Origin of the sequence: Streptomyces sp. DH12 (genome assembly GCF_020873895.1) — a bacterium.
In the GTDB taxonomy this organism is placed as follows: Bacteria; Actinomycetota; Actinomycetes; order Streptomycetales; family Streptomycetaceae; genus Streptomyces.
The window spans coordinates 1-20,966 of the sequence record NZ_JAHWGT010000007.1; the positions used below are offsets into that span (position 1 = coordinate 1).

At 75.5% G+C, this 20,966-nt stretch carries 14 protein-coding genes; 5 read left to right on the forward strand and 9 right to left on the reverse strand.

Going from position 1 to position 20,966, the window contains the following annotated elements; genetic code table 11:
- The first annotated feature begins 526 nt into the window (after window positions 1-526).
- Together LPA54_RS07990 and ptsP are read left to right on the forward strand one after the other, a co-directional pair.
- The gene (locus tag LPA54_RS07990; protein WP_228975226.1) at window positions 527-976 is read left to right on the forward strand and encodes a PTS glucose transporter subunit IIA; all 450 of its coding nucleotides are present in this window, start codon (window positions 527-529) and stop codon (window positions 974-976) included.
- Window positions 977-1,061: 85 nt separating this feature from the next.
- Window positions 1,062-2,732 (forward strand): phosphoenolpyruvate--protein phosphotransferase, encoded by a 1,671-nt coding sequence (ptsP, locus tag LPA54_RS07995; RefSeq protein ID WP_228975592.1) that lies wholly within the window; start codon window positions 1,062-1,064, stop codon window positions 2,730-2,732.
- 84 nt (window positions 2,733-2,816) lie between these two features.
- On the opposite strand, the gene LPA54_RS08000 is transcribed toward ptsP, so the two are convergent.
- Together LPA54_RS08000 and LPA54_RS08005 are read right to left on the reverse strand one after the other, a co-directional pair.
- Entirely contained in the window at window positions 2,817-3,710 is an 894-nt protein-coding gene (locus tag LPA54_RS08000; protein ID WP_228975229.1) for a hypothetical protein, read from the reverse strand.
- 77 nt (window positions 3,711-3,787) lie between these two features.
- Entirely contained in the window at window positions 3,788-5,800 is a 2,013-nt protein-coding gene (locus tag LPA54_RS08005; protein ID WP_228975230.1) for an acetoacetate--CoA ligase, read from the reverse strand.
- A 215-nt stretch (window positions 5,801-6,015) separates the two neighbouring features.
- Here LPA54_RS08005 and LPA54_RS08010 point away from each other — a divergent pair, with 215 nt between their 5' ends.
- Entirely contained in the window at window positions 6,016-8,394 is a 2,379-nt protein-coding gene (locus tag LPA54_RS08010; protein WP_228975232.1) for a glycoside hydrolase family 31 protein, read from the forward strand.
- Between the two features lie 70 nt (window positions 8,395-8,464).
- Here the strand turns inward: LPA54_RS08010 and LPA54_RS08015 are convergent, their stop codons facing one another.
- Entirely contained in the window at window positions 8,465-8,986 is a 522-nt protein-coding gene (locus LPA54_RS08015; protein ID WP_228975234.1) for an NUDIX domain-containing protein, read from the reverse strand.
- Window positions 8,987-9,031: 45 nt separating this feature from the next.
- On the opposite strand from LPA54_RS08015, the gene LPA54_RS08020 reads away from it, so the two are divergent.
- The gene (locus tag LPA54_RS08020) at window positions 9,032-9,904 is read left to right on the forward strand and encodes a M15 family metallopeptidase (protein WP_228975235.1); all 873 of its coding nucleotides are present in this window, start codon (window positions 9,032-9,034) and stop codon (window positions 9,902-9,904) included.
- Between the two features lie 18 nt (window positions 9,905-9,922).
- Here the strand turns inward: LPA54_RS08020 and LPA54_RS08025 are convergent, their stop codons facing one another.
- From LPA54_RS08025 to LPA54_RS08040, 4 genes are read right to left on the reverse strand one after another with little or no spacing between them, the layout of a single operon-like run.
- Window positions 9,923-10,531: an ATP/GTP-binding protein gene (locus tag LPA54_RS08025; protein WP_228975237.1), complete on the reverse strand. Its 609-nt coding sequence runs from the start codon at window positions 10,529-10,531 to the stop codon at window positions 9,923-9,925.
- On the reverse strand, window positions 10,512-10,937 hold the full coding sequence (locus LPA54_RS08030; RefSeq protein WP_228975240.1) for a DUF742 domain-containing protein: 426 nt from the start codon (window positions 10,935-10,937) through the stop codon (window positions 10,512-10,514). Before LPA54_RS08030 ends, LPA54_RS08025 begins: the two co-directional genes overlap by 20 nt.
- A gap of 11 nt (window positions 10,938-10,948) precedes the next feature.
- On the reverse strand, window positions 10,949-11,377 hold the full coding sequence (locus tag LPA54_RS08035) for a roadblock/LC7 domain-containing protein (RefSeq protein WP_058944973.1): 429 nt from the start codon (window positions 11,375-11,377) through the stop codon (window positions 10,949-10,951).
- Window positions 11,374-14,151 carry a nitrate- and nitrite sensing domain-containing protein gene (locus LPA54_RS08040; RefSeq protein WP_228975596.1) on the reverse strand — a complete coding sequence of 926 codons (2,778 nt, stop codon included), beginning with the start codon at window positions 14,149-14,151 and terminating at the stop codon, window positions 11,374-11,376. The genes LPA54_RS08035 and LPA54_RS08040 overlap by 4 nt, the downstream gene beginning before the upstream one ends.
- A gap of 430 nt (window positions 14,152-14,581) precedes the next feature.
- On the opposite strand from LPA54_RS08040, the gene LPA54_RS08045 reads away from it, so the two are divergent.
- Window positions 14,582-15,019, forward strand: coding sequence for a hypothetical protein (locus tag LPA54_RS08045; protein ID WP_228975242.1), 438 nt, complete (start codon window positions 14,582-14,584; stop codon window positions 15,017-15,019).
- A gap of 54 nt (window positions 15,020-15,073) precedes the next feature.
- Here the strand turns inward: LPA54_RS08045 and LPA54_RS08050 are convergent, their stop codons facing one another.
- Window positions 15,074-19,936, reverse strand: coding sequence for a hypothetical protein (locus tag LPA54_RS08050; RefSeq protein WP_228975243.1), 4,863 nt, complete (start codon window positions 19,934-19,936; stop codon window positions 15,074-15,076).
- 76 nt (window positions 19,937-20,012) lie between these two features.
- Window positions 20,013-20,924, reverse strand: a complete 912-nt coding sequence (locus LPA54_RS08055) for a hypothetical protein (protein WP_228975245.1) — start codon at window positions 20,922-20,924, stop codon at window positions 20,013-20,015.
- Window positions 20,925-20,966 lie beyond the last annotated feature (42 nt).

Below are 20,966 nucleotides of genomic sequence, written 5' to 3' on the forward strand. Positions count from 1 at the left end.
CGTTGATTTTTGGCACGCTGTTGAGTTCTCAAGGAACGGACGCTTCCTTCGTACTCACCCTCTCGGGCTTTCCTCCGGGCGCTTCCCTTCGGTCTTTCGTGTCTCCAGCCTAGCAGATCCGATTTCCGTTTCCGCCACCCGCTGGAGCGGGCTGCCGGGCCGTTCTCCGCTTTCGCGATTCCCTTTCCGGCGGCTCCGACACTATCAGGGTTTATCGGCCTTCCTGACCACTCCCCGACCGATCACACGCAGAGGTGTAGACCAGTAGTGGTGTAGACCAGTTAGGATCTCGCCCTGACAGGCGCCGCTGCCGACCCTTGACGCGTAGTCGCATCGGTGCCAGGCAGGGGTACGACAGTACTCCTGCCTACTAGTTGAGGCAAATCGCCGCCGGTGGTCCCGAGGTCCTGCAACCAGGGCCTCTCACGCGGAACCCGGACTTTCCATGACATACGCTCTGAACAGCACGCCGTCCAGGACAGGCAGTGACGGCGGCACCCCATCCCCGCCCTCTGGGAGGCCCTCCATGACCACCGTGACGTCGCCCCTCGCCGGACGCGCCATCGGACTCGCCGCCGTACCGGACCCGGTGTTCTCCGGGGCCATGGTCGGCCCGGGTACCGCCATCGACCCCGTGCGCGAGCCCTCCACGGCCGTCGCGCCCGTCGACGGCGTCGTGGTCTCCCTGCACCCGCACGCCTTCGTCGTCGTCGACGCCGAGGGACACGGCGTGCTGACGCACCTGGGCATCGACACCGTCCAGCTCAACGGTGAGGGCTTCGAGCTGCTCGTCAACAAGGGCGACACCGTCACGCGTGGCCAGGACGTCGTGCGCTGGAACCCCGCCGCGGTGGAGGAGGCCGGGAAGTCCGCGATCTGCCCGGTCGTCGCCCTGGAGGCCACCGCCGACGCTCTCGGCGAGCTGCGCGAGGACGGCGACGTGAAGACCGGCGACACGCTCTTCAGCTGGCAGTGACGTCACCGCCGTCCCCGTGGACGGCGGTGAACGGGATGTTCCTACGCGGCGGCCGCGGCCGCCGCTCGATCGGAGACGGGTGAACATGGAGACAACGCTGCGCGGCGTCGGGGTCAGCCACGGTGTGGCGATCGGCGAGGTCCGGCACATGGGGACCGCGGTGCTGGAGCCGCCGGCGAAGCAGATCCCCGCCGAGGACGCCGGACGTGAGCAGGGGCGCGCCCGCCAGGCCGTGGAGGCCGTGGCCGCCGACCTGATAGCGCGGGGCAACCTCGCCGGCGGCGAGGCCCAGCACGTCCTCGAGGCGCAGGCCATGATGGCGCAGGACCCCGAGCTGATGGCCGACGTGGAACGTCGCATCGCCGTCGGGTCCACCGCCGAGCGGGCCGTGTACGACGCGTTCGCCGCGTACCGGGCGCTGCTGGCCGGGGCCGGCGAGTACCTCGCCGGGCGGGTCGCCGACCTCGACGACGTGCGGAACCGGATCGTGGCGCGGTTGCTGGGCGTGCCCATGCCGGGTGTGCCCGACAGCGACGAGCCGTACGTGCTGATCGCGCGGGACCTGGCGCCGGCGGACACGGCGCTGCTCGACCCGGCGCTGGTGCTGGGCTTCGTCACCGAGGAGGGCGGGCCGACCAGCCACAGCGCGATCCTGGCCCGGGCGCTCGGGGTGCCGGCCGTGGTGGCCCTGCCGGGCGCGTGCGAACTGGCCGAGGGCACCGTGGTCGCGGTCGACGGCAGCACCGGTGAGGTGTTCGTCGACCCGAGCGAGGAGAAGCGCGGCGCGATGGAGCGGGCCGCTCGGGAGCGCAAGGCCGCGCTGGCCGCTTCGACCGGCCCGGGCGCGACCTCGGACGGGCACCGGGTGCCGCTGCTGGCCAACGTCGGTGGCCCGGCGGACGTGCCGGCCGCGGTGGAGGCGGGCGCCGAGGGCGTCGGTCTGTTCCGCACCGAGTTCCTCTTCCTGGACGACAGCGAGCGTGCGCCGTCGGAGGAGAAGCAGGTCGAGGCGTACCGGAAGGTCCTGGAGGCGTTCCCGGAGGGCCGGGTCGTCGTGCGGGTGCTGGACGCGGGCGCCGACAAGCCGCTGGCCTTCCTCACGCCGGCCGACGAGCCGAACCCGGCGCTGGGCGTGCGGGGCCTGCGGACGCTGCTCGACCACCCGGAGGTGCTGCGGACGCAGCTGACCGCGCTGGCGAAGGCGGCCGAGGGGCTGCCGGTGTACCTCGAGGTCATGGCGCCGATGGTGGCGGACCGGGCGGACGCGAAGGCGTTCGCCGACGCGTGCCGGGAGGCGGGGCTTCGGGCCAAGTTCGGCGCGATGGTGGAGATCCCGTCGGCGGCGCTGCGGGCGCGTTCCATCCTGCGGGAGGTGGAGTTCCTGTCGCTGGGCACGAACGACCTCGCGCAGTACACCTTCGCCGCCGACCGGCAGGTCGGCGCCGTGTCGCGGCTGCAGGACCCGTGGCAGCCCGCGCTGCTCGACCTGATCGCGATGGCCGCCGACGCCGCGCGTGCCGAGGACAAGAGCTGCGGGGTGTGCGGCGAGGCGGCCTCCGACCCGCTGCTGGCGTGCGTGCTGACGGGTCTGGGCGTCACCTCCCTTTCGATGGGTGCGGCGTCGATCCCCTATGTGCGGGCGACGCTGGCGAAGTACACGCTGGCGCAGTGCGAGCGGGCCGCGGCCGCCGCGCGGGCCGCCGACTCGGCGGAGGAGGCGCGCGTCGCCGCGCAGGCGGTGCTCTCCGGGGAGTGATCCGGTGAGCGGTCGGTCCGTGGGCCGGTGAGCCGAGTGTTCGAAGGGGGTCCTCCCGCGTGGCGGGGGGACCCCCTTCGTGTGTCAGTGGTGGCCGGGGCGGCCGTCGTCGGGGGCGAGGTCGAAACCGGCCCGGTACTCGACGCCTGGTTCGGGAGGGAGGGGTTCCCCGGTGTCGGCGTCGGTGCAGTAGGCGTTGAAGACCTCGGCCTCGGTGAGGGGGACGAGGCGTCCGTGGGCCAGGCGCCAGCCGTGGAGGCGGTCCGGGGCGCCGGGGCCGCTGGTGCGCAGGACAATGCCGCCGGGGGCGGAACGGGCCAGGCCGGCGGCGAGGACGGTGACGAACTCGGAGCCCTCCGGCGAGTCCAGGCGGGGGCGGTCGGGCCCGGTGCGGTCGGTGTGGAGGACGGCGAGGAGGTGGTCGTCGGCGGCGGGGACGCTCAGGACCAGGTGGTGGGTGCCGGGGCCGGCACCGTCGAGGATGCGCAGGACGGCGCGGGTGGCCTGGTCGAAGGCGGCGTGTCCGATGTCCTGGCCGCAGTCGGCGCAGCGTCCGGCGTCGGCGAGGAGCAGGGTGGCGTACTCGCGGGTGGCGTGCCGGACGGCCGCGCCGACGAGGAGGGGCACCAGTTCGTCGAGGGGCTGGCCGCGGTACGGGACGCGGGTGCGGGCGGCGGCGATCTCGGCGGTGTACCGGCTGCGGCTTGCCCGGGTGTCGGGGTCGAGGCCGGTCTCGGCGCAGTATGCGGCGTAGTCCTCGGGATCGAAGAGGGTGACGGTGGTGTGGGTGCCGCCGGCGGCGAGCGTCCTCAGCAGGCGCTCGGTCTCGCGGAGGTAGGTGGTGTGGTCGTCGAAGGGGAAGGTGCGGTAGCGGCGCATGGCCGCGAAGTCCCGGGCGTCGGCGAGGAGGCCGACGGTGCCCGGCACTTCGCGGCGCAGCCTCCGCCGCAGCGATGTGGTGGTCCTGGTGTGCGCCATGGGTCCCCCTGGTGATCAGCTGTCGATCAGTGCTCACTCAGAGTAATCGCGGGGTCTGACAGCGCCGCTCCGTCGGGTCAGTCGGCGGGGCGCTGGGCGCGGCGGCGGGCGAGGTCCTCGTAGAAGTGGAGGAGGGTGACGTCGTCGATGGAGCCGGGGTTGCAGGCCTTTTCCAGGGGGGTGCCCTGGAGGAGGCGCTTGACGGGGACCTCGATGCGCTTGCCGGTGAGAGTGTGGGGGACGCCGGGGACCTGGATGATCTCGTCGGGGACGTGGCGGGGGGAGAGTTCGCTGCGGATGGTCCGCTTGACGCGGTCGACGAGGGCGTCGTCGAGGACGGCTCCTTCGGCGAGATGGACGAAGAGCGGCATCCAGTAGCCGCCGTCCGGTTCCTCCAGGCCGATGACGAGGGACTCCTTGATCTCGGGGAGGCGCTCGACGGCCTCGTAGATGTCGGCGCTGCCCATGCGGACGCCCTGGCGGTTGAGGGTGGAGTCCGAGCGGCCGTGGATGACGACGGAGCCGTGGTCGGTGAGGGTGATCCAGTCGCCGTGGCGCCAGACGCCGGGGTAGGTGTCGAAGTAGCTGTCGTGGTAGCGGCTGCCGTCGGGGTCGTTCCAAAAGCGGATCGGCATGGACGGCATGGGGTTGGTGACGACGAGTTCGCCGACCTCGCCGGTCAGCGGCTTGCCATGGGGGTCCCACGCCTGGAGGTCCGTGCCGAGGCAGGGCGCCTGGAGCTCGCCGATGTGGACGGGGAGGGTGGGGACGGCCCCGGCGAAGCAACTGCACACGTCGGTTCCGCCGCTGACGGAGGCGACGTACAGGTCGGCGCCGGCGGTGGCGAACTCGTCGTGGAGCCAGCGGAAGCCGTCGGGGGGCAGGGGGGAGCCCGTGGTGGCGACGCACCGGACACGGGACAGGTCGTGGTCGCGGGCGGGGTGGACGCCGGCCTTGCGGCAGGCCATGACGTAGGCGGCGGAGGTGCCGTAGAGGGTGGCGCGGGTGCGTTCGGCGACGCGCCACTGGGCGTCCGTGGCGGGGTACCCCGGGCTGCCGTCGTAGAGGACGACGGTGGTGCCGGTGAGGAGGCCGGAGACGAGGAAGTTCCACATCATCCAGCCGGTGGAGGTGTACCAGAAGAACACGTCGTCGGGGCCGAGGTCGCTGTGGAGGCCCAGCTGCTTGAAGTGTTCGAGCAGGATGCCGCCCTGGGACTGGACGATGGCCTTGGGCAGGCCGGTGGTGCCGGAGGAGTAGAGGATCCACAGCGGGTGGTCGAAGGGGACCTGCTCGTAGCGGGGGGTGGCGTCGCCCGCGGTGAGGGCCGACCACTCCAGGGCTCCGTCGGGGGCTGGGGTGCCGAGGAGCGGGATGTGGACCACGGCGCGGAGGGTGGGCAGCTCGCGGCGCAGTTCGGCGACGGTGTCGCGGCGGTCGTGCTCCTTGCCGCCGTAGCGGTAGCCGTCGACGGTGAAGAGGACGACCGGCTCGACCTGCTGGAAGCGGTCCAGGACGCTGCGGGCGCCGAAGTCGGGGGCGCAGGAGGTCCACACGGCGCCGACGGCGGCGGTGGCGAGGAGGGCGGTGACGGCCTGCGGGACGTTGGGCAGGTAGCCGCTGACGCGGTCGCCGGGGCGTACGCCGAGGGCGCGCAGTTCGGCGGCGAGCGCGCCGACCTGGCGGCGCAGTTCGGCCCAGGTGACGGGGGTCGGCTCGTGGGTCTCGTCGACGTGGAGGAGCGCGGGGGCTTCGGGGCGCTGGTCGGCGGCGCGCAGGGCGTGTTCGGCGTAGTTGAGGGTGGCGCCGGGGAACCACTGGGCGCCGGGCATGGAGCGGTCGCCGAGGACGCGCGTGTACGGGGTGGTGAAGTGGACGTCGAACCACTCGGTGACGGCCTGCCAGAAGGTGTCGAGGTGGTCGACGGACCAGCGGTGGAGGGCCGGGTACCCGCCCTCCGCGGGGGCGCCGTGGCGTTCTGCGGCCCATGCCTGGAAGCGGGTGACCGCGGCGGAGGCGATGCGGTCCTGGTCCGGCTGCCAGAGCGGCTGGGGCTGGTCGGAGTGCGCTGTCGCTGACGTCGATGTCATGGGGGTGGGCTCCCTGGCTGTACGCGGGTGTGCGTGTGTCGCGCGCACTGGCATGGGTGTGCGCGGACGCGGCTGACAGGGACTGTGCCATGGGAGCCGGGATCACACCAGGGTCCTCCACCCATGGTCGGGGCGTTGAACATGTGGTGTGACCACGGGTGAACGGCTGTTGAACGCCTCCCGTGCGCCCCCTGGGGGGTGACAGGGTGCTCGGCATGGACGGTCGTGAGCTGGTGCGTTCGATGTGGGTGTTCGGCAGGGTGCGGGGGCCGCGGGCCATGCGTTCGGCGTGGCGGCGGTGGCGGGCGGACGCCGCGGGGCTGCCCGCGCGGGGTCCGGAGCGGGCCCGGGTGCCGGGGCCGATGACGGGTGTGGAGCCGCTGCCGGGCGGGGGCGTGGTGCGGTTCGCGCGCGCGGTGCTCCGGGTGTGCGTGTCGGCCGGCGGGACGGTGTTCTGGGGGTGGGACGGGGCGGAGCCCCTGCCGTCGTACGCGTTGGCGGGCGAGGTGCCCGAACCGGACGCGCGGGTGGTGCTGGAGCCGGACACGGACGGCGGATGGCGGGTGGTGGCCGAGCGGGTGACGGTGGCGGTGTCGCGCAACGGGGCGGTGGAGGTGCGCACACCGGGCGGGGTGGTGCTGCGGCGGGACCTCCCGCCGCGCTGGTGGGAGCCGGTGGGCGGGGGCGCGGCCCGGTGGGTGCAGCGGTCGGAGGTGCCGGCCGACGCCCGCTTCTTCGGGCTGGGGGGCCGCGCGGGCGGACCGCGCCTGCGGGACGGGGCGTACCGGCTGTGGAACAGCGACCCGCGCGGGAGCTTCGGTCCGCAGGACGATCCGCTGTACGTCACGATGCCGGTCCACTGGGTGGTGGCGGACGCGGGGACGCACTTGGCGTTCCACGACAACCCGTGGGACGGGCGGGTCACGCTCCGGGAGGGCGGCGAGGGGGCGGGGTCGGGCCATGACCGGCCGGGGCTGGTGGAGGTGCGGATGAGCGGGGGTCCGCTGCGCTGCTGGGTGGTGGTGGGGACGCCGGCTCGGGTGCTGCGCGGGTGGGCGCAGCTGACCGGGGCGCCGGCGGTGCCGCCGTCGTGGGCGCTGGGGCCGCAGCACGCGCGGTGGGGGTTCGGCAGCGCAGAGGAGGTGCGGCGGGTGGTGGCCGGGTACCGGGAGCGCGGCCTGCCGCTGGCGGCGCTGCACCTGGACATCGACCACTACGACGGGCACCGGGTGTTCACCGTGGACCGGGAGCGGTTCCCGGACCTGCCGGGGCTGGCGGCGGAGCTGCGGGAGCAGGGGGTGCGGCTGGTGTCGATCGTGGACCCGGCGGTGAAGGCGGAGCCGGGCGGTGCGGTGTACGAGGGCGGTGCGCGGGTGGGGGCGCGGGGGGCGTTCGTGCGGGACGCGCGGGGGGAGGTGGTGCGGGGCGTGGTGTGGCCGGGTGAGTGCGTGTTCCCGGACTTCACCGATCCGGCGGTGCGCGGCTGGTGGGGACGGTTGTACGAGGAGCGGCTGGCGCAGGGGTTCGCCGGGGTGTGGCACGACATGAACGAGCCGGTGTCTTTCACGCCGTTCGGGGACATGACACTGCCCCGGTCGGCGCGGCACGCGTTGGAGGGCCGGGGCGGGGACCACCGGGAGGCGCACAACGTGTACGCGCTGGCGATGGCCCGGGCCGGGTACGAGGGGCTGGCGCGGCTGCGCCCCCGGGAGCGGCCGTTCCTGTTCTCCCGCTCGGGGTGGGTGGGGATGCAGCGGTACGGCGGGACCTGGTCGGGGGACGTGGCCACGGGGTGGCCGGGCCTGCGGGCGTCGCTGTCACTGGTGCTGGGGCTGGGGCTGTGCGGGGTGCCGTACTCGGGGCCGGACGTGGGTGGTTTCGACGGGTTCCCCTCGCCGGAGCTGTACCTGCGGTGGTTCCAGCTGGGTGCCTGGCTGCCGCTGTTCCGTACGCACGCGGCGATCGACGCCGGGCGGCGCGAGCCGTGGGAGTTCGGCCCGAAGGTGCTGGAGTACGCGCGGGCGGCGCTGGAGGAACGGGAGCGGCTGCGGCCGTACTTCGTGTCGCTGGCGCGGCTGGCCCGGCTGACGGGCGCGCCGTACGCGCGGCCGCTGTGGTGGGGTGCGCCGGAGGACCGGGTGCTGCGGGAGTGCGAGGACGCGTTCCTGCTGGGGGACGCGCTGCTGGTGGCGCCGGTGCTGACGCGCGGGACGGACCGGCGGGCGGTCCGGCTGCCGCGGGGCCGCTGGTACGACATGGTGACCGGGCAGGCGCACGAGGGGCCGGGGCAGGTGTTGGTGGAGGCGCCGCTGTCGCGGGTGCCCGTGCTGGTGCGGGCGGGGTCGGTGGTCCCGGTGCGGGGCGAGGAGGGTGGCACGGAGCTGGAGGTGTGGGCGCCGGCGCCCGGGCGCACCGGCGGCGGGCTGGTCGTGCGGGACTCGGGTGACGGGTGGGACCGGGCGGATGTGGAGCGGTACGTCACGCGGTGGGTCGACGGTGAGGTGCGGGTGGAGCTGGTGACCGACGCGGGGGCGGTGGCGGTAGGGCCCGCGGGGGTGCGGGTGCGCGGGTCGGGCGCCCGGGACGGGGGCTGAGGGCGGGAGGCGCGGGACCCGCCGGGGCCGGGGCTGAGGGGCGGAAGACGTGGGACCCACCGGGCCGGGGTCAGGGGCGGGGGTGCGGGTGGTCGTATTCCCCCGCGAAGAAGCGGCGGGCCGCCTCGGTGTGGAGGGGGAAGGCCAGGGGCGCCGGGGCGCGAAGGAGGTGGTGCCCGGACGTCTCGTCGGTGGGGGCGGAGGGCGGCAGGTCGGCCGCGGGGCGCTCGGGAAGGAGGCCGAAGAGGAGCAGGTGGCCGCCGGGCGCGCTCATCGCGTCGGCCAGGGCCACGTCGCGGGCGGCGGCCTCGATGCCGGTCTCCTCGCGGAGCTCCCGTACGACGGCCTCGCGCCAGTCCTCGGCGTGGTCGATGTAGCCGCCGGGCAGGGCGGTGCCACCGCGCGCGGGGTCGATGGTGCGGGTGGTGACCACGAGCCCGGTGCCGTCGGGGCCGGAGGCGGGCAGGAGGGCCACGGCCACGGGCAGGGGGTTGCGGTAGGTGACGGTGGTGCAAGAGGGACAGGTGCGGGGCCAGGGCTGGGCCGGGTCGGCGTAGGGGGCACCGCAGTGGGCGCAATGGGTGTTTCGCACGGGGCGCACTGTACCGACGAGCGACCGGGATGGTAGACGGCGTTCATGACAGGACGAGGTGTGCTCGTACGGTCCCTGGCCGCCACCGCCGCCGGGGCGCTCGCCCTGGCCGCCGCTCCCGCCGCCCCTCCCCCGGCCCGTACGGCGGCTGGCCCGGCGGCGGTGGCGCGGGCGGCGGCCGGGGCGGAACCCGTCGCGCCGCGGGGGTTCGTGGCGCTTGAGGCGGTCGACCCGACCGTCCTGCGGGACCTGCGGTACACGACCGCGCACAACTTCGTCGGCGAGCCGGTGGACGGGTACCACCAGCCGGTGTGCCTCCTGACCCGGTCGGCGGCGCGGGCGCTGCACCGGGCGCAGACCCGGCTGCTGCGGCGGGGGTACTCGCTGAAGGTGTACGACTGCTACCGGCCGCAGCGGGCCGTCGACCACTTCGTCCGGTGGGCGCGGGATCCGGTCGACGAGCGCATGCGGGCGGAGTTCCACCCGCGCGTGGACAAGTCGCGGCTGTTCGCGGACGGGTACGTGGCGGAGCGTTCCGGGCACAGCCGGGGCTCGACCGTCGACGTGACGCTGGTGCGGCTGCCGGCGGCGCCGACCCGCCCGTACGTGCCCGGCGAGGCGCTCGTGGACTGCGCGGCGCCGCGCGCGGAGCGGTTCCCCGACGCCTCGCTCGACATGGGGACGGGGTACGACTGCTTCGACACGCTGTCGCACACCGACGACCCGCGGGTCCGGGGGGCGGCGCGGCGCAACCGGGACGCGCTGCGGGGGGTGCTCGCGGCGGAGGGGTTCGTGAACCTGCCGCAGGAGTGGTGGCACTTCACGTACCGGCCGGAGGACTTCCCCGACACGTACTTCGACTTCCCCGTGGCGTGGCGTTCGCTGCCGGGGCGCCCCGGCGGGCCGCCCGCGCCGTGAGGGGCGCGGGCGGCGGGGTCAGGTGGCGACCGGTTCCGGGGTCGGCTCGGTGAAGGTCATCGCGTGCCGGACCACCGCGACGAGGACCTCCTTGACCGACTCGCGCCGCCGGGCGTCGCACATCAGCAGCGGTACGGCCGGGTCCAGGTCCAGGGCGGCCCGAACCGTCTCGACCGGGTGCAGGTCGGCGCCCTCGAAGCAGTTGACGGCGATGGCGAACGGGATGCGCCGCCGCTCGAAGTAGTCGATGGCCGCGAAGGAGTCCTCCAGGCGGCGGGTGTCGACGAGGACCACCGCACCGAGCGCGCCCTGCGCGAGCTCGTCCCAGAGGAACCAGAACCGGTCCTGGCCGGGCGTGCCGAACAGGTACAGCGCCAGGTCCTCGCGCAGGGTGATCCGGCCGAAGTCCATCGCGACCGTGGTCGTCGACTTGGACTCGACCCCGTCCAGGTCGTCGACCGGCCGGCTCGCCTCGGTCAGCTCCTCCTCGGTGCGCAGGGGACGGATCTCGCTCACCGCCCCGACCAGCGTGGTCTTGCCCACGCCGAACCCGCCGGCGACCAGGATCTTCAACGTCACGGGTTCGACCGGCGGCGGACCCTTGCGGCTAGAGCGCCCGAAGGCCATTGATCACCTCACGCAGAATGCTCACGTCCGGCAGTTCGGCCGGCGGAACGGGACGGGTTACGTGGACCAGCTCGTCCTCGACGAGGTCGCCGACCAGGACCCGGACCACCCCGACGGGCAGGTCCATCCCGGCGGCGAGTTCGGCGATCGACTGCGGGAACTCGCTGCAGCGTTCGACGATCTCCACGTGTTCCGGGGAGAGCGTCTGGTCGCGGCCGGGGTCGTCGGCCGCGGGCTCCGGGACGACCACGGCGATCAGGTCGAGCCGGTGGCGGCCGGCGGTGGCGGTCCGGCCGCGGGTCATCGCGTACGGGCGCACCACCGGGCCGGCGTCGTCGTCGAACCAGTGGTGGGCGTCGCCGCCGTGGCGGGGGCGCCGCGCCTGTCTCGCCGCTGCGTCGCTCATCGCATCCCGCCTCACCCTCCGGTGGGCAGGCCGGACCGGGGGGCGGTGGCGAGGTGGGCGCCCACGCGCTTGACCATGAGCGTCATCTCGTACGCGACGAGGCCCACGTCGGAGTCGGCGTCCGCCAGGACGGCGAGGCAGCTGCCGTCACCGGCGGCGGTGACGAAGAGGAACGCGTCCTCCAGTTCGACGACGGTCTGACGGACCTTGCCGGCCTCGAAGTGGCGGCCGACGCCCTTGGCGAGGCTGTGGAAGCCGGAGGCCACGGCGGCCAGGTGCTCGCTGTCCTCGCGGCTGAGGTCCCGCGAGCCGCCCGTCGGCAGGCCGTCGCTGGAGAGGACCAGGGCCTTGCGGATGGAGCCGACCCGCTCGACCAGTTCGTCGAGGAGCCAGTTCAGCTCGCCGGTTGAGTTGGGTGTTGCGGCGTTCGGTGCGGTCATCGACCGTCCCCCTCCGGTGTCGTTCCTGGTGCTGACTCACTGCGGGCGCGCTGCCAGCCTCGCTGCATCGCGGCCATTCTTCGGCGTACGTCTTCGGCGTCCCGCTCGGCGTCCTCGGTGTCGGCCGGGCCGGGTGCGGGGGCGGGCGCGGCCGGCGCGGCGGGCCGCTCGGCCTGGTCGCGCAGCTGCGGTACGAGGCTCGCCTGGCGGACCCGGCGGGGCAGGCCGCCGATCGTCGGGGCGGACGCGCCAGGTGCCGGCGGGGCGCTGCCGTCGGGCGCGGCGGCGCGGTCGTGGTCCGGGGCGGCGCCGTCGCGGTCACGGGCGGCGCGGTCGCGGTCCTCGCCGCTGCCGCCGCCGTCGCGGCCCCTGGGGGCGAGCTCGCGCTCGTCGGGGGCCGACGGGTGCCGCTCGGCGCGAGAGGGCCCGGGCTCGTCCGCCGCGGGCGCCGGGTGGGCGCGGGCCGAGGGACCGTCGACGCGCCGGCCGTGCCGGGCCACCAGGGCGGGCCTGCGGCGGGGCAGCGGGATGGGCCCGGTGGGGCGGTCGTCGGAGGCGTCGGCGACCTGCTGGTGCTGCTCGCCCGCCGGGGCGCCGGCGGGGCGCAGGGGCGGGCGGGGCGCGAAGAGCGCGTCGTCCGGGGCGTCCGCGCGGTCGGCCCGGCCGCCGCCGCGGTGGCGCCGGTCGAGGCCCTCCTCCAGGCCCGCCCGGAGCTCGTCGGAGAGGTCGCCGAGGAGGTCGAACGGGCCCTCCAGCTCCACGGGGCCGTCCAGGGCCCTCGTCGTGTGCGGCGACGCGGTGCGCCGGACCGCGGTGGCGCCGGCGCCGCGGCGGTCGGGCGTCTTGCGGTCCAGCCGGAAACCGGCGCCCTGCGTCTCGGGCGCCTCGGTGAGGAGCGTGGCCGGGATGAAGACGACGGCGGTGGTGCCGCCGTACGGGGAGGGCTGGAGGGAGACGCGGACGTTCTGCCGGCGGGCGAGGCGGCTGACGACGAACAGGCCGAGCCGGTCGGTGTCGGACAGCTCGAACTCGGGAGTCTCGGCGAGGCGCAGGTTCGCGTCGAAGAGGTCCTCCGGCGACATGCCGAGGCCCCGGTCGTGGATCTCCAGGGTGAAGCCGTTGGCGACGCGCTCGCCGAGCACCTGGACGGCGGTGTGGGGCGGGGAGAAGACGGTGGCGTTCTCCAGGAGTTCCGCGATGAGGTGGGTGAGGTCGGCGACCGCGGGCCCGCCGACGCCGATGCGGGGCAGGCGCCGGACCTCGATCCGCTCGTAGTCCTCGACCTCGGCGACCGCGGCCCGGACGACGTCCATGAGCTGGACGGGCCTGCGCCACTGGCGGGAGGGGGCCGCCCCGGAGAGGATCACCAGGCCCTCGGCGTGGCGGCGCATGCGCGTGGTGAGGTGGTCGAGGCGGAAGAGGTCGGCGAGTTCCTCGGTGTCCTCGGTGCGCCGCTCCATCGCGTCGAGGAGGGTCAGCTGCCGGTGCAGGAGGACCTGGTTGCGGCGGGCGAGGTTCACGAAGACCTCGGAGACGCCTCGGCGCATGTCGGCCTGCTTGACGGCGGCTTCGACGGCCGCGCGCTGGAGGGTGTTGAGGGCCTTGCCGACCTGGCCGACCTCGTCCTTGTCGTACTCCAGGCGGGGCACTTCGGTCTCGACGTCGACCTGCTCGCCGGCGGCCAGGCGGCGCATCACGCTGGGCAGGCGGGCGCCGGACACCTCCTGGGCCTCCTTGCGCAGCCGGGTCAGGTCGCGGACCAGCCCGCGGCCGACGCGCACGGAGACGATGACGGAGCACAGGACGGCGAGGAAGCCGAGGACGCCCGCGGCGCCGGCCTTGAGCAGCACGCCCCGCGCGGCGGGGCCGACGCGGTCCTGGTAGCGGTCGCCCGCCTCCCGGTTCTCGGTGGCCAGGCCGTCCAGGACGACGCCGGCGGTCTCGGTCCAGCGGGCGGCGTCCGTGGCGCGCGGGTCGTCGGTGGGGCCGCCGGAGACGACCGCCTCCTCGACCTCGCGCAGCGGCTGGCTCTGGGGGCCGTGCCAGAAGAGCCGGTACACGTCGCGCTCGCCCTGCGGGAGGACCTCCAGGCTGAGTTCGTAGAACTGCCGGCGCCGGGCGACCAGGTCGGAGATCAGCCGGATCTCCTCGGCGGTGAGGCGGTTGCTGATGAGCGAGGAGACGACGAGGGCGTCCTCGCGGGCGAGCATCTCGCGGGCGCGGGTGAGGCCGACGAGGGCGCGGCCCTGCTTCTCCATCTCGACGTTGTCGAGGGCGTTGAGGTGGACGAGGAAGGTGTAGCAGGGGTCGACGAGGCGGTTGTAGAAGTCCAGCGCCTGGAGTCGGCCGACGGCGCGGGTGTCGATGGACCGGCGCAGGGTCGCCAGGCTGTCGAAGGCCGCGAGGAGCGAGTCGAGGCGCTGCCCGGCGGTGTCCTGCATGGCGCCGGTGACGCGGGGGTCGCGGGCGTTGGCGCGGATGACGGCGATGGTGCGGTCGGTCTCGGCGCGGTCGCGGCGCAGGTCGGTCAGGGCGTCGGCGGCGCGCGGGTCGGCGAGGTACACGAGGCTCTGGCGGCGTTCGCGCTGGATCACGCGGACGGTGTCCTCCAGCGGGTAGCCGACCTTCTGCATGATGTGGCCGACGTCGAGGAGGTTGGCCGCCTCGCGACCGGTGATGAAGGTCGCGAAGCCCCAGAGGCCGGTCAGGGACAGGAGGGGGACGAGCAGCAGCGCCACGATCTTCCTGCGGATCGACTTCCCGCGAAAGCCCATGGCCTCCCCCAGCTCGCCCGGGCCGCCCGGCGCGGCACGGGATGTACACATCAACAGAGCAGCAAACGGCGCGAGCCTACTACTGCCGCGGAGGGGGCCCGAAGGCGCGTCCGGACGTTTTTCGGCCGCCTCACGCGGTGTTGATCATGACTTGTCCCGGTATCCGCGCCATGCCGGTACCGGGCCCGGGGTGCGGGCCGCTCCGCCTGTGGCGCATGACACCTGGCGAGGCGTCAGTGCCGGGCCGGCGGGGCGCCGGCGCGGTGCCGTCCCGGCCGTTTTCCCGGTTGGCTGGAATTGCACCTTCCGGGAATCTTCCCGGCCCGCCGGCCGTCTTCCTGTACGGGGGGCGGCGGTCCGACCGGCGTAGAACGGCCCACGACGGGCAGCCACCCTGGTACGGGTTATCTGTGGTGGGGAGTGACGGTGGATGAGCACGGGGCGTCATGAGCTCTGGGTGGAGGAGCCGGTCGGGCGGCGCAGGCTGCCGGACCCGGTGCGCACCGCGGCGGTGCGGGCCTGGATCGTCACGTCGGTGACGGTGATCCAGGCGATGGCCGCGTACCTGCTGACGGTCACGGGCTCCTGGCTGGCGTTCCCGCTGGTGCTGACCAGTGTCGGCAGCACGGTGGGGGCCACCTGGGCGGTCCTGGACGTGTGGGTGACGCGCCAGGTCTGGAAGCAGCGGTACGGGGTGGTCTCCGAGCCGAGCAGCACGGCGCGGCAGCTGCGGCGTGAGCGTCGGCTGGCGAAGCGGGCGGCGGCACGCATACGGACGGCGCCCGCTCGGCCCGCGGCACGTGGCGCGCAGGGTCCGGCGGGCGGGCACGCCCCGCAGCCGGCGCACGGCGAGCTGTCCCGGGCCTGAGTCAGGGCTGCGGTCGCGGCCGTACGGCGGGTGTCGTACGGCCGCGACCGGGCGTCAGCCCGCCGTGGCCCGGTGCTGCGGCGACGGGCGCTCCGGCGGCGGGTGCTCGGTCGACGCCCGCTGCGACGTCGGGGGTTCGGGCGCCGGGCGCTCGGATGTCGGGCGCTCCGTCGGCTGGCTCCGGCGGAACATGCGGGTCGCGGTGATCTCGCCGTGGACCGCCGGCTCACCCTCCTGTGCGGGCTGCGGCAGACCCGGCCGCAGGTGCTCCTCGACGCTGATGTACTTCAACCCCGCCCGCAGGTCGGCGTCGTTGCGCAACCTGATCACCAGGGGGAACTCGGCGAGCGCCGTCGTGTCGAAGAGGCCCGTCGTGTACAGGAGCTGCACGCCGAGGGCGTCCGACACGGCCCGCTGGAGCTCCAACAGGTAGGTGGCGTTGGCGCGGCCGATCGGGTTGTCCAGGAAGAGCGTGCCGGCGTGCCGGTGCTTGTCGCGGCCCCGGTCGTTGCTGCGCAGCGCCGCCATCGTGCAGTACAGGGCGATGGCGGCGGTCAGGAGCTGGCCGCCGGAGAAGACGTCGCCCATCTGACCGACGGGGACGCGCTCGGCGCGGAGCACCGCGTCGGGCTTGAGGATCTCCACGGCGACGCCGCGCGGCTGCAGGGCGGCGTGGACGCCGCGCAGGAGCAGCGACATGCCGTCGCGGCGCAGGTCGGAGTTCTTCCTGACGGCGGCGCGGGTGGCCTCGTCGATGACCTCCCCGAGCCGCTCGACGAGGGTCGCCTGGTCGGGCTCCTCGAACCGGATGCGGAGGAACTCCTGCCCGGACCACTCGCCGAGCCCCTCGGGCAGGCGCGAGAGCCGCTGGGCCGAGCGGAGCGTGGTGAGCGCGGACTCGACCAGACCGCGCAGCCGGTCCACGATCGACTCGCGGTTGCGCTCCAGCTGGGCCAGCTCGTCGGTGAGCACCCGCAGGCGCGGCGCGAACGCCTCGGCCCAGCGGGCGGCGTGCTCGGGCAGCGCGGCCGCGGGCAGCTCCCTGATCTGCTGCCGGGCGGGCGTGCGCACCTGTTCGTAGCGGGTGGAGTTGGCGTGCCGTACGAGGACGTCGCACGCCTCGCGCACGGCGGAGTCGGCCGCGGACAGGTCGGCGGCGCAGCCGCGCAGGGAGCGGCGGGCCTCCGCCGCGGCCTGGCGGGCCTCCTCCAGGGAGCCGGTGTGCGGCTCGGGCTCCCGCGGGTCGTCGTCGGCGTGCTCGCGCAGCTGGTCGCGCAGGAGCGCGGCCAGCTCGTCGAAACCGCCCGCGGCGTCCTCGGCGGCGCGGTGGGCCCGCAGGAGGTGCGCGTGCGCGGCACGGGCCGCCTCCAGGGCGTCGGTGCGCGCGGCGAGTTCGCCGGTGGCCGTGCGCAGCAGCGTCTGCGCCTGCTCGGCGTCGGCGGGGACCAGCTCGTCGGGCAGCTCGGTGTGCGCGTCGCCGTCGGTGGGGGCGAGCCGCTCGGCCTCGCCGCGCAGTCGGCCCAGCTTCTCGCTGGCCTCGGAGGCCCGGGACTCCAGCAGCTGCACCAGCGCCTCGGCGCGTGCGGCGGCCGCCTGCCGGGACGGGCCGTCGGCGCCGTCCGGGCTGTCCAGGAGCTGCGCGGCGCGGGTGCGCACCTTGTTGGTGAGCCGGTCCAGCTCGGCGAGGGCGGCGCTCTCGTCGCTCTCCGCGCGGGCCTGCTCGGCGCGCAGGTCGGCGCCGACGCCCACCTTCTCGTACAGCTGCGAGGCGGCGCGGTACGCCTCGCGCAGGGCCGGCAGGGAGGGGCGCGGCACGCCGCCGTCGAGGAGGCCGGTGCCGTCGGGCTTCTCGTCGGGGACGTGCTCCGGGGCGCCGGCGATCTCGGCGCGTTCGGCGCGCAGGGCGCGGGCGGTGCGGTGGGCGTCGTCGGCGGCGCGCTGGGCGGCGCGGCGGTCCTCGTCGGCGGCGCGGGCGCGCTCCAGGCACGCCTGCGCCCTGGCCTCCGCCTCGGCGGCCTCGTCGGCGAGCTCGCGCAGGCGGGACTGCCAGCCGGCACGCTCGCGCAGTCGGAAGGCGAGCCCGGCGAGGGCGTCGGCGACGCGGCGGGCGCGCTGGGCGGCGTCCTGCCGGTCGTCGCGGACGCGGGCCGTCTCGGCGGCGGCCTCGTCGGCCTCCGCGCGGGCGGCGCGGGCCTCGGCGAGGACGGCCCGGGCGGTCTCGGCCGCCTCGCGGGCGGCCTGCGCGGCCCCGGCCAGCTCGGCGAGCATGCCGGGCGGGCAGTCGGCGCGCCAGGAGCCGATGCGGGCGGCCAGCGAGCGGTCTTGGGCGAGGCGGGCGGCGAGGCCGCGGATCTCCTCGTCGCGGGCGGCGGCGCGGGCGCGCAGGGCCTGGCGCTCCTCGTCGGCGGCGTGCTCGTCGTGCATGGCCGGGTTCGGCGGGACGAGGAACACCTCGCCGTCGTCCGCCGGCTCCCGGGGCACGGGCGCGAGGAGCGCGGCGGCGGTGCCGACGGCGACGGCGGAGCGGGGCAGGAGGGCGGCGCCCGCGAGGGCCTCGCGGGCGCGGACGTACGACTGGGGGTCGGTGACGACGACGCCGTCGACGAGTTCGGGGCGGGCGGCGAGGACGGCGGCGTGGTCGGCCGGGTCGACGGACTGGGCCAGGTAGCGCCAGCCGGGGAGGGCGGGGACGCCCTGCTCGCCGAGGAACTCGACGGTGGCCAGGACGTCGGGTCCGGGCGGCAGCAGGCCGCCGTCGCCGAGGGCGCCGAGGATCCGCGCGTCGTCGGCTGCGGCGGTGCGCAGGTCGAAGAGCTTGCGCTCGCCCGAGGCGATGTTCCGGTCGAGGAGTTCGCGCAGCTCGTCGGCGTACCGGTCGAGTTCCTCGGCGGTCAGGGGGCCCTGTGCGGTGCGGGGCGGGGCGGTGCCCGCGCCGGGCCGCTGCCCGGCGGCCCCGTCGCCGCTGGCCCCGTCGCCGCTGGGCCCCTCGGTGCCGTCGCCCGGGGCGGGGCCGGTGTGCCCACCAGTGGTGCCGCCCGTGTTCTGGCGGGGCAGGTGGGCGGCCTTGCGGGCGGAGGGCAGGCTGAGCAGCTCGGCGAGGCGCTCCTCGGCGGCGATGGACTCGGCGGCGCGCCGCTCCGCCTGGTGGGCGTGGTCGGCGGCCTGCGCGGCGTCGGCGGCGCGGGCGGCGGCCAGTTCGGCGCGGGACTCGCCGGCGGCGGCCTCCCGGGCGCGCTCCGCGGCGAGGCGGGCGGCCTCGCGGGCGCCGTCCCAGGCGGCGACGGCGGTCTTCTCGGCGTCGGCGGCGGCGAGGGCGGCGCGGGCGGGGTCGGCGTCGGGTGCCGTGTCGTCGAGCCAGCCCGCCCGTACCGCCTCGGTGATCTCCTGCTCCACCTCGGCGAGGCGCTGGCGCAGGTGGACGGTCTCGCTGCGGGCGCGCTGCGCCTCGGTCGCTGCCGCGGTGGCGTCGCGGTGGGCGGTCTCGCCTGCCTCCTGGAGGGCGGCGGAGCGCTCTTCCTGCTCGTCGGCGTGGCGCTCGCCCTCCGCCGCGGCGGTCTGGAGGGCGCGGACGAGGTCGGAGGCGGCCTTGGCGCGGGCGGCGAGGGCAGGTGCGGCATCCCGTTCCGCCTCCTGGATGGCGGCGGCCACGCGCGCGGAGCGGTCGGCTGCGGCGCGGTGCCGCAGGACGGCCTCGGCGGCCTGCCAGGCGGCGTGCAGGGTGCGGGCGTCGGAGAGTTCGCGGCGCTGGGCGGCGGCGCCCTTCTCGGCGGCGGCGAGCGCCAGCGAGGCGTGCCGGTAGGCCAGTTCGGCGGCGACGAGGGAGCTGCGGGCGCGGGCCTGCTCGGCTTCGGTGACGGTGTGCGCGGCGGCGGTCACCTGCTCGGCGAGTTCGGCGGTGCGCGCCCGCTCCTCGGCGGCGCGCGCGCTCAGGCGGCGCGCCAGGGTGCGGGTGCGGCGTTCGGCGGCGGCGTGGACGTCGCGCATGCGGGCGCGCGTGTCGGCGGCGTCGACGATACGGCCGAGGAGGTCGACGGAGCCGGCGGTGAAGTCGCGTTCGGCGGTGAGTTCGGCGCGGCGGCCGAGCTTGCCGCCGAATCCGCTGACGAGGTCGGCGAGGCCGTCGGTGTCGCGGGTGTCGGTGACGGCCCTCAGCAGGAGGTCGGTGAAGTCGGAGTCCTTCTTCACCGCGAAGAGGCCGGCCGCCTCGCCCTCGTCGGCGTTCATCTCGCGCTGGTAGCGGAAGAGTTCCGGGTCGAGGCCGAGGTCGCCGAGGTGTTCGTTCCAGCGGTCGTGGATCTCCTCCCAGTACACCTCCAGGTGCGGGTACGCCTTGCCGGCCTCGGTGAGGGCGTCGCGGAAGCCCTTCATGGTGCGGCGGCGGCCCTGCGCGCCGGAGGCGCCCTCGCCGGGCGCGCGGACGGCGGTGGACTCGGCCACGGGGAGGTTGTCGAGGCTGAGGCCGGGGCCGGGGCGGAAGGAGTACCACGCCTCGGCGAACTTGCGGGGGTCGTTGGAGACCTGGCGGCCGCGCCACTCGCTGACCTTGCCGACGACGACGAGTTCGCCGGTGAGGGTGTGCTGCCACTCCAGGGCGACGTGTCCGCAGTCGTCGGCGAGGAGGAACTTGCGCAGGACGCCGGAGCTGGCGCCGCCGAGGGTGTTGCGGTGGCCGGGGAGCATCACCGAGAAGATCAGCTTGAGGAGGACGGACTTGCCGCCGCCGTTCTCCAGGAAGAGCACGCCCGCGGGGGCGGGCCGGCGGGGCGGGCCGACCGGTTCGTCCTCGAAGAACTCCGCCTGGGTGGGGGCGGGTCGGGGCACGGGCTCGCCCACTCCGCGCAGGTCCAGGACGGTGTCGGCGTAGCGGGCACCGGCGGGTCCGATGGAGTAGAGGCGGACCCGGGACAGCTCGTACATGGCGGCGGACTCTCGTCGGTGGTTCGGAAGGGCGGGGCGGGGCGCCGGGGGCGGTGGCGGTGGGGGCGGGCGGTGGTCAGCCGTGGAACGGGAGGCCCGCGTCCGCGGCCAGTTCCAGGTCGTCGCCGTCGGGCGGGGGCAGGAGGGAGGCGGTCCCGTCGGTGACGGGGACGACGCCGAGGTCCAGCAGCTCGGCCATGGCGGCGCTGCCGGCCATGTCGCGGACCTGGAGCTGGAAGCGGGCCGTCGTGCGGTAGGCGCCCCCCGCGTCGTCCCCGGTGCGCTGGAGGAAGCCGGAGTCGGTGAGGAAGGCGACGGCCTTGCCGATGATGCCGGTGGTGGAGCCGGCGAGGCGTCGGGCGTCCTTGGTGGCCCCGGTGGCGCTGCGCCGCGTGTAGGTGCGCCAGGCGGCCTCCAGTCCGGGGGCGTCGGACGCGGGGTCGGTGTTCTCGCCCTCCCGCTCCGCCCGCTCCTCCAGGCGGCGGCACGCCTGGCGGACGAAGGCGTCGACGCCGTTCACGGTGATGCGGCCGATGTAGCCGTCGTCGGCGAGGTCCTCGGGCCGGGGGAAGGCCATGGCGGCGACGGCCAGGTGGGCCAGGCCGTGCAGGAAGCGGTCGGCGGAGTCGGTGGAGGCCCGGCGGGCGTAGTCGCCCATGCGGACGGCGAAGACCGAGTCCTCCCCGGCGGTGACGGCCATGCCCGCGCGCGGGGAGACCTCCAGGACGACGAGGCCGAGGCCGGTGGCGACGGCGTCGGCGAGCCGGGCGAAGGGCGGGTCCTCGCGGTAGCGGCGGAGCAGTTCGGCGTACTCGGCGTCGCGGGCCGGGAGCAGCCTGGGCTGGAGGCCGAAGGAGACGAGCCGCGCGGCGTCGGCGGCGTCGGCGGGCGTGACGCCGCCCGACGCGGCGGACCCGGTGGGCGCGGCGGCCTGCCCGGCGTCCGGCTCGCTCCACGCGTCGGCGTGCTCGGCGTGGTGGTCGCTCACGGCTGGTGCTCCTCGGTGCTGCTGGTGGTCGCGGTCATGCGG

Coding starts and splice junctions, on each gene's coding strand:
- ptsP (WP_228975592.1), top strand. CDS start 1,062: ATGGAGACAACGCTGCGCGGCGTCGGGGTCAGCCACGGTGTGGCGATC.
- LPA54_RS08025 (WP_228975237.1), bottom strand. CDS start 10,531: ATGGCCTTCGGGCGCTCTAGCCGCAAGGGTCCGCCGCCGGTCGAACCC.
- LPA54_RS08035 (WP_058944973.1), bottom strand. CDS start 11,377: ATGACCGCACCGAACGCCGCAACACCCAACTCAACCGGCGAGCTGAAC.
- LPA54_RS08040 (WP_228975596.1), bottom strand. CDS start 14,151: ATGGGCTTTCGCGGGAAGTCGATCCGCAGGAAGATCGTGGCGCTGCTG.
- LPA54_RS08000 (WP_228975229.1), bottom strand. CDS start 3,710: ATGGCGCACACCAGGACCACCACATCGCTGCGGCGGAGGCTGCGCCGC.
- LPA54_RS08010 (WP_228975232.1), top strand. CDS start 6,016: ATGGACGGTCGTGAGCTGGTGCGTTCGATGTGGGTGTTCGGCAGGGTG.
- LPA54_RS08005 (WP_228975230.1), bottom strand. CDS start 5,800: ATGACATCGACGTCAGCGACAGCGCACTCCGACCAGCCCCAGCCGCTC.
- LPA54_RS08020 (WP_228975235.1), top strand. CDS start 9,032: ATGACAGGACGAGGTGTGCTCGTACGGTCCCTGGCCGCCACCGCCGCC.
- LPA54_RS07990 (WP_228975226.1), top strand. CDS start 527: ATGACCACCGTGACGTCGCCCCTCGCCGGACGCGCCATCGGACTCGCC.
- LPA54_RS08030 (WP_228975240.1), bottom strand. CDS start 10,937: ATGAGCGACGCAGCGGCGAGACAGGCGCGGCGCCCCCGCCACGGCGGC.
- LPA54_RS08045 (WP_228975242.1), top strand. CDS start 14,582: ATGAGCACGGGGCGTCATGAGCTCTGGGTGGAGGAGCCGGTCGGGCGG.
- LPA54_RS08050 (WP_228975243.1), bottom strand. CDS start 19,936: ATGTACGAGCTGTCCCGGGTCCGCCTCTACTCCATCGGACCCGCCGGT.